This window comes from Methylobacterium indicum, from assembly GCF_001043895.1.
GTDB lineage: Bacteria > Pseudomonadota > Alphaproteobacteria > Rhizobiales > Beijerinckiaceae > Methylobacterium > Methylobacterium indicum.
This window is the reverse complement of the sequence record NZ_JTHF01000310.1, coordinates 1-6991: the sequence shown is the minus strand read 5'-3', so window position 1 is coordinate 6991 and position 6991 is coordinate 1. Positions and strand designations below refer to the sequence as shown.

Genomic DNA, 6991 nt, shown 5'->3' with positions numbered 1-6991 from the left:
GCAGCATGGCGTCCAGCCGCAGCTCGGCGCTGACGGTCCGGCTCTTGAGCGCAGCGACATCGACCGGAATGGCGTGCTCGTAGATCCAGGTCGTGGGGCTCAGCGTGACCTCGGGCTCGCCCGGGTCGCCGTCATCCATGTTGACGAAGCCGCCGGCCGGGATCTGCTCCGGCTTCACCTCGTTGCGGAAGTGCGACGCCTTCGGCAGGGCGGCCTTCAGCAGGTCCGAAACGGCCTGCAGGACCTGCTCTCGTTTGCTCGGCATGGGAGCCCGATCAGTTACAGATCACGCGGACGGTCGAGGCCGTGCCGCTGTCGGCCTGCCGGAACGGCGTGCCGGAGAGGGCGAGCGTGCCCTGCGAGACCTTGACGGCCACGGTCGCGCCGGACGCGGACTGTGAGGTGACGCCGCCCGTCACCATCTGCTGCACGCCGCCGATCGTGACCCACCCCGGGATTACGTCGACGTCAGGGGTCGTGGTGCAGGCGGTCCACGTGAAGGTGGCGATGCCGCTGGCGTTCGCGGGCTGGGTGTAGCGCTCGACGCGGCGGGGTGCGCCGGCCGGCCCGGGCGATCCTGCCTGACCAGCGGTCCCGGCGGGCCCAGCCGGTCCGGCTGGGCCGGTATCGCCCTTCCCGCCAGCGGTCCCGGCCGGACCAGGCAAGCCCGGAGATCCAGTGTTGCCCTGTGGACCAGGAGGCCCTGCGGGGCCGCGTTCGCCATTCGGTCCAGGCGGTCCAGCCTCTCCAGGAATTCCTCGCTCACCCTGGTCCCCCTTCGGTCCGCGCTCACCTTGCGCGCCGGCCTGCCCAGGAGGCCCCGGAGGACCAGCCGGTCGAGCGAGCGCCGAGCCGCCCAGCAAGAGCAGGCAAAGCGTGAGGCGAGCCAGGGCGCGCATCAGTTGCTGTTCCCGTAGTGCAGCTCGCCGCGGCACGTCAGGTTGGCGATGTCGGCCGCCGTCGAGTAGCCCGGCTTCGGAACGATCATCGTCGAGACGACCCGGTCCATCGTGCCGGGCACCGGGTTGCTGCCGGAGCCCAGCGTCTCCGATCCGGCGCCGAAGATGATGCCGCTCGCGTCGTCGATCACCTCCGTCTTCGAGGTGACGCGCCGGACACCCGGGTACGGGGTCGGCACGCTCACGATCGGCTCCAGGGGTGCCACGCTCATGATGCGCTGGTCGGCCTGAACGCACGGCTGGAAGAACCGGTAGGTCTTCGCGCCGACCGGCTGCGTGATCAGGTACTGCGTCGGGGTCACCGTTGCCGCGAGCGTGAAGCTGCTCCGCGTCGCCCGCACGAACGGCATCGGCTGTGGGTTCATCGGCGCCGGAGGCGGGCTGCTCTGCCCGAGAGCCGGGGAGGCGATCAGGCAGGCGAGGAGCGGGAGGGCGCGGAGCATGGTGGGCTCACCGCATAGCCGCGTTGGCCGCACCCGCGAGGGTCACGGCCAGATAGGACATGTTCAGATCGGTCGGGTGCTGTGTGTCGAGGCTGTAGGTGGTCGAGCCGTAGGCCGAGGAGGCGTAGGAGCCCGGGCCCACGGTCGGATCGGCCCAGTAATCGGCGAGGGCATCCGCGCCGAGGCCGCCCTGCGCCTGCGGCACGGACCAGTTGGCGCGGAGCCAGTCGTTCACCGCCTGGAGCACACCCCGTTGGCTCGCGTTGTTGAAGATGTCGCCCTGCACCGGGTTTGTCCCGATGATGAGGCGGACATTCGAGCCGAGAGCCTTGGCTGCTGCTGCGTAGCTCTGATGGTTCGCGATGATCGAAGCCGCGGTCGCTCCCCCACGGATGTCGTTGCCGAACCCCATCAGGTGAACGACGAAGTTCTTCTGACTGGCCGAGCGTAAGGGCGCGATCTGCGTCGAGAAATTCGCTAGCCGGTTGGCGAGGGTGTTGCCGTAGATCGCCTGGATGCGGACCTGCACCGGTCGGGAGATCAGCGGGATAGCTTGGCGTGCGTAGGAGTTGTTCGTGAGCGACCCCTGGCCCATCGACGAGCTGTCGCCGTCCATGACGATGGTGCTGTCGGCTTGGGGCGCAATATTGAAAGTCGCGCTCAGGGAGGCCCGCAGGGTCGCCAGCTCGGCCGCCGAGACCGACCGATTGTAGACGATGAAAGCCGTCAGGTCGGCGCTGCTGGGGCTTCCGGTTTGGTTCGACCCGAGGATTGCGCCGGTATAGGCAGAGGTTGTGCCGCCTACGGTGTTGCTGCTCTGGCCATTGTTGCTCAGGCAGGTGAAGACGTTGCTCTGTTGCTGAAGGATGACGACGGCCGGCTCGACGGCGGGCGTCTGGACGGGCGCCGCGGCGTTGCAGGCCGTGCTCTGCCCGATCAGGGTGTAGCCCGTATAAAAACTCGTCAGAATGCCGCGAGCGTTGTCGGTGGTCGCGAAGATCCTGCGTTGTTCGTTGCCGGCGACCTGCTGCCCGACGAACGCGATGGTGCTCGTGCTCGGGGTCCAGCTGAACCCGGTCGGGACGTTGAGGTATTTCGGGGTAACGGGCGTCGCACCGAACGAGTGCGGGTTCGAATTGAACGACACCGCCCGCGTGCCGATCACGGTGTTGAGGCCGTTCCAGGCCGGCGCGTTGGCGATCGTGGTCTGCGTCGCGTCGTAGCCGGCACCGCTCTGGTCGAACCACGTCGTCACCGCGCAAGTGGTGTTGAGGCAGAAGGCGTCGCCCGATGCCACATCGACCGCGCCTGCGACGAAACCGAGCGCCAGCATGGTGCTGTCGGATGCCCGGGTGAGCACGAGGGCATTGCCCGTGTAGCCGGCCCGCAGCTTCCTAGTGCCGTAGGCGACACCGGCATTCGCCACGGCGTCGAGCGGCAGCAGCCCCGTGACGACCGGCAGCCACGCCGCCTGCCCGGCGGTGACGCGCTGCGCCTGCCAAGTGGTTCCGCCGTAGGTCCAGAGATTGCCGACCGCGTAGCCGGCCGTGCTGTCGTCGGAGGCCGTCGGAGCGCGCTGGCCGACGGTGGGGGTTGGCCGAGCCGTGAGGGCGGCGCCAACGGTCGTCTGGACGCCGTTGAGGTTGATGGCGGAGCCGGCGCCGAACGGAGGACCGTCATCCGCGACCGCCATCCCCGGCAGCAGACACAGGAGCGCCGCGGCGAGACGAAGGAACCGCATCACTGCCCCTGCACGAACACGAGGACGGCGCCGGCGGTATTGCTGGCGGCGTAATAGGCGCCGACGTGTGCCGGGTTCTCGGTCCCCGATCCACCCTGGCCGTTGGTCGCGCTCGGCCCGTCGTAGCCCTTGCTGTTGCCGGGGGCGGTGGTCGCGGAATAGCCGACGTCGATCGTCGAGCCGGGCGTCCGGTTCGTGAACTCCGCCGCCTTTCTCGCCGGATTGCTCCCGCTCACCAGACACGCCGTATTGGCCGCACAGGCTGTCGTGGTCTGGGCGCCCGTCGCGTCGGTGCAGACGATGTTGCCGCCCGTGGCGTAGGCCGGGAGAGTGCAGGTCAGGCGGGTGCGGGTGACACCGGCTGAGGCACCGCCAAAGCCGGACACGACATTGCCGGCGGCGTCGTAGACCACGACCGGCTGGGTGCCGGTTCCGAACGGCACCCCGGGCGCCTTCGACGGCGGCGCCTCCGCAAGTGCGGCAGAGGCGCAGAGAAGCGCGGCCAGCAGGCCGGCCAGATGGCGAATCATGGGGCTCACCTTGAGATGGGCGGGCGCTCAGGCCTGCCAGTTGGCGGCGATGGCGGCGGGCACGCGCTCGGCCCAAGCCCTGGCCGTCGTGTTGATGTCCAGCCGCTTGCGGAGCTTGGCCTGGCGCACCAGGACGAAGATCACCACGAAGGTGCGCCCCTTCGCCGGCCCGGCCTCGCGGATCGGGCGGAAGCTCTTGCGGCGCTGGAAGCGCGAGGCCTGCCGGCGGTAGAAGGCATCGGCGACCAGCACGCCGCCGCTGCGGGTCGGGACGAACCGCAGCTTCGTGCCGGTCTCACGCTCCCACGCTGCGGGGGACAGGGTGTTGTCGGTCGAGCCCTTCGTGCGCCGCTTGGACAGCTGCCGGACGCCGGCATCGGGCGTCGGGATCGCGAGATACTGGCCGCCCTTCGCCTTGATCGTCACGCCGCGGTCGAAGGCATCGATCAGCTTCGGGGCGTTCGAGGAGACGTAGGCCGCCGCGTCCGCGCTCTCGCCGGTCTTGGGGAAGGTCTGCCCGCGCCAGGTGTTGGCGAGGCGCGGGCCGAGCCCTGCTTCGCGCACCTCGGCGCGCAGGTCCTCCTTCAGCCCGTCGGTGACCTGCCGCATGCCGGCCGTGACCGAACGGGCGATCTGTACCTCGGTGCCGGCCAGCGCACCGCGGATATCCGGCACCTGGACGGTTGGCCTCACGGCCCCTCGTCCTCCGGATCGTCCTCGGCGACCGCTGCCACCTCGCAGGTCCGCACCAGCCGGTGGCTGTCGATGGTAGCGAGCCCGATGACCTCGAACAGGCCGCCGGGCTCGCCGTCGTCGGCCTCCACCTCGAAGGTGTCGCCCTTGGCGGGGTTGGGCACCTCGGAGAGGCGGACGTCGATCAGCATGGCGTCGAGGTCGAAGCGGTTGTCTCCCACCCCGATGATGGCCTCCGGCGAGCGCCGACGGATGCGGACGGGCAGGCCATCGCCGGCACCGCCCGCGCGCCACACGGCGTCACGGCTGAGGTTCGGGTCATCGAAGAGGGCGTCCACCGCCATCGACAGGACGCTCATCGGGCGGCGCGCTGCCCCTTGTCGGCCTCGGCCTTGGCCTTGGCGGTGTCGCCGCCCTGCTTGCCCTGGTCGGCGCCGGCGCTGGCCTCGCCCTCGGCCGCCGGAGCATCACCGCCGCCGGTATCCGAGCCCTCGGCGACCTCGTGGGTGCCGGCGGCGAGGGCCGCCTGCGCCTCGTCCCACCCCATGGTGACGGGCTCGCCGTCGGTCTTGCCCTTCTCACGCAGGCGCATGGCGCGTCTCCTCTCGATGAAGGCCTGCCGTGCAGGCGTCAGAACGATGGGGCCGCCCAGGGTGCCGGGCGGCCAGTGGTCGACCTCGTCGGCGACGAGCATGCGGATGGGCCGCAAGCCGCGCCTCAGTTCGAGGTGGTGCCGCGCACCAGCAGGGCCGGGCGCTTCACGAGCGGGAGCGGGTTGGACTCGGTGTGGATGTCCATGCCCTTGCCGAACTTCTTCGGCTCGAGCGGCGCCACGAACACCTCGGCGTCACTGATCGCCGGCGCTAGGTTCACTTCCGACCAGAAATCGGGCGGCGCCCAGTAGTTCGTGAAGGTGTCGGTGGTGCCGAGCGGGAAGAACCGCACGTCGCCGGCCGGGATGAACCGCTGCGGCACGCTGGTAGTACCGTCCTCCTGTATGTAGGAGGCCGAGCCGCGGTACTCCTCGAAGGTGATGCCGCCGAAGGTGAAGCCCTTGCGGACGTCCTCGCGCAGGATCTGCGGCCCGGACTGGTAGTACTTGAAGGCTTCCTTCACGCTCGCGTGCGAGGTGAACTTGCGGAACCATTCGGGCGAGCACAGCGCGTGCACGCCAGTCATCGTCTCCCCGAGGAGGTTGTCCTCCATGTAACCGGTCACGTCCTGGCATTTCCCGAGCACGTCGGTGGAGGCAGTGCCGAACGTGAAGTCCACCACCTGCTCGGTGATGCCGAACTCGGTGAAGTAGTTCACGATGACCGAGCCATCGGAATCGCGCACCACGCCCTTGAGCGCCCCGATCCGCAGGTTCTCCAGCGTGATCGCGTGCTTGCGGCGCATCGTGATGAGCTTGCGGTTCACGAAGCCGAGCACGGTTTCCAGGCCGGCGACGCCGTTCGGCGAGAGCGCCAGCATGTTCTGGACGTCGGTCGCCAGCACGCTGTCGTCGTGCGGGATGTGCGGCACGTAGAAGGCCTTCGGCTTCTGCTTGCCGCGGGTGCCGAGGGACGCCGGGCCGCCGCGCGGCCGGGTCGGCAGCAGGGTGAGCACGCCGTTCTCGATGAAGAGGGTCACCGAGGTGGTGGCGATCGGCTCGGGCGTGAACAGCCCGAGTTCGTTGATGCGCCCGTAGCTGTTCGGCACCAGGGTGACGTTGCCGGTCAGGGCCGACGCCGAGAAGGCGTCCTGGTTGAAGATGTCGAGGATCGTGGGCATCGCGGGTCAGGCCCCCTGGCGGACGATGATGCCGACGGCGTTCAGCTGGGCGTTCGCCGCCGCGCGCTTCGTGGCATCGTTGATGGTGGCCCCATAGGTGAGGCCGGCGTGGCTCGCGATGGCGTGCCGGGACACGATCACCGCCTTAGCGTCGGCGCTCGTGGCGTCGACCGGGAACAGCAGCACCGCAACGGCGGTCTGCGAGCCGTCGGAGCCGGCGGCGGCGGCCGGCACGTACTTGGCGCCGACCTTGGCGAGCACGGTGCCGGAGACGAGCTTGCCGGAGCCCGCGGCGATGATCGCCGTGTCGCGGCTGCGGTAGGAATCGTCCTCCGACTTCAGCCAGTCGGAGGCGACGATCGCGGTCTCGAGGAGGGCCATGGATCAGGCGTCCTTCTTCATGCCGGCGCGGCGGAGCTCTCGCTCCATGCTGCTGGCGGAGGCGGTGAGGCCGGCATTGCCCGTGGGCGCCGGGGGATGGGACGAGATCGAGGTCTTCTCCTCGGCCGCCACCAGCTTGTCGAAGAGCGCGGCGCGAGCCTGCTCCACGGTCTTGCCCTCGGCGAGCATCGTGGCGTCGAGGTCGGCCGGCAGGGTCGGATCCTTGCGGCGCGCGAGCGCGACGAGGTTCTTGATCTCGCTGGCGGCGCCGATCCGGGCCTTGGCCTGGTCGATCGTCACGCCCTCGGCGAGGAGGGTCGAGGCCATGGCCGGGACACCGCCATCGACGCAGAGCTTGGCGATCTCCGCGGCGTCGGAGCGGGCGACGGTGGCGGTCGGGGCGGTCGTCGGCTGGGGCGCCGGCTTGGTGGTGGGGGCGGGCTCGTTGCCCGCCTTCTCGGTCGCCATCAG

General features: G+C 69.8%; 9 protein-coding genes and 2 pseudogenes. All 11 read right to left on the bottom strand.

The genetic code is table 11. The annotated features are described in order from the left end of the window. A pseudogene (locus tag QR78_RS28100) lies at window positions 1–265 on the bottom strand (hypothetical protein); the annotation flags it as partial. 10 nt (window positions 266–275) lie between these two features. Next, complete coding sequence (locus QR78_RS36290) at window positions 276–431, bottom strand: hypothetical protein (RefSeq protein WP_244276601.1); 156 nt, start codon at window positions 429–431, stop codon at window positions 276–278. 467 nt (window positions 432–898) lie between these two features. Then, window positions 899–1402 carry a hypothetical protein gene (locus tag QR78_RS28095; protein ID WP_048430914.1) on the bottom strand — a complete coding sequence of 168 codons (504 nt, stop codon included), beginning with the start codon at window positions 1400–1402 and terminating at the stop codon, window positions 899–901. A 7-nt stretch (window positions 1403–1409) separates the two neighbouring features. After that, a complete protein-coding gene (locus QR78_RS28090) occupies window positions 1410–3143 on the bottom strand; it encodes an arabinofuranosidase catalytic domain-containing protein (RefSeq protein ID WP_048430913.1) in 1734 nt (577 codons plus the stop codon). Next, window positions 3143–3673, bottom strand: coding sequence for a hypothetical protein (locus QR78_RS28085; RefSeq protein ID WP_048430912.1), 531 nt, complete (start codon window positions 3671–3673; stop codon window positions 3143–3145). The genes QR78_RS28090 and QR78_RS28085 overlap by 1 nt, the downstream gene beginning before the upstream one ends. Before the next feature lie 27 nt (window positions 3674–3700). Beyond that, entirely contained in the window at window positions 3701–4366 is a 666-nt protein-coding gene (locus QR78_RS28080; protein ID WP_048430911.1) for a DUF6441 family protein, read from the bottom strand. Next, window positions 4363–4710, bottom strand: coding sequence for a head-tail joining protein (locus QR78_RS28075; RefSeq protein WP_125901332.1), 348 nt, complete (start codon window positions 4708–4710; stop codon window positions 4363–4365). Before QR78_RS28075 ends, QR78_RS28080 begins: the two co-directional genes overlap by 4 nt. Window positions 4711–4721: 11 nt before the next feature. Further along, window positions 4722–5075 (bottom strand): hypothetical protein, encoded by a 354-nt coding sequence (locus QR78_RS28070; RefSeq protein WP_244276602.1) that lies wholly within the window; start codon window positions 5073–5075, stop codon window positions 4722–4724. Window positions 5076–5083: 8 nt separating this feature from the next. Then, window positions 5084–6139, bottom strand: coding sequence for a major capsid protein (locus tag QR78_RS28065; RefSeq protein ID WP_053221126.1), 1056 nt, complete (start codon window positions 6137–6139; stop codon window positions 5084–5086). A 6-nt stretch (window positions 6140–6145) separates the two neighbouring features. Further along, the gene (locus QR78_RS28060; RefSeq protein WP_048430909.1) at window positions 6146–6520 is read right to left on the bottom strand and encodes a head decoration protein; all 375 of its coding nucleotides are present in this window, start codon (window positions 6518–6520) and stop codon (window positions 6146–6148) included. A 3-nt stretch (window positions 6521–6523) separates the two neighbouring features. Further along, a pseudogene (locus QR78_RS28055) lies at window positions 6524–6991 on the bottom strand (head maturation protease, ClpP-related); the annotation flags it as partial.

What these genes read in the sequence shown, in the direction of transcription:
- QR78_RS28090 (WP_048430913.1), bottom strand. Translation starts at nt 3,143, where the DNA reads ATGCGGTTCCTTCGTCTCGCCGCGGCGCTCCTGTGTCTGCTGCCGGGG.
- QR78_RS28075 (WP_125901332.1), bottom strand. Translation starts at nt 4,710, where the DNA reads ATGGCGGTGGACGCCCTCTTCGATGACCCGAACCTCAGCCGTGACGCC.
- QR78_RS28085 (WP_048430912.1), bottom strand. Translation starts at nt 3,673, where the DNA reads ATGATTCGCCATCTGGCCGGCCTGCTGGCCGCGCTTCTCTGCGCCTCT.
- QR78_RS28065 (WP_053221126.1), bottom strand. Translation starts at nt 6,139, where the DNA reads ATGCCCACGATCCTCGACATCTTCAACCAGGACGCCTTCTCGGCGTCG.
- QR78_RS28095 (WP_048430914.1), bottom strand. Translation starts at nt 1,402, where the DNA reads ATGCTCCGCGCCCTCCCGCTCCTCGCCTGCCTGATCGCCTCCCCGGCT.
- QR78_RS28060 (WP_048430909.1), bottom strand. Translation starts at nt 6,520, where the DNA reads ATGGCCCTCCTCGAGACCGCGATCGTCGCCTCCGACTGGCTGAAGTCG.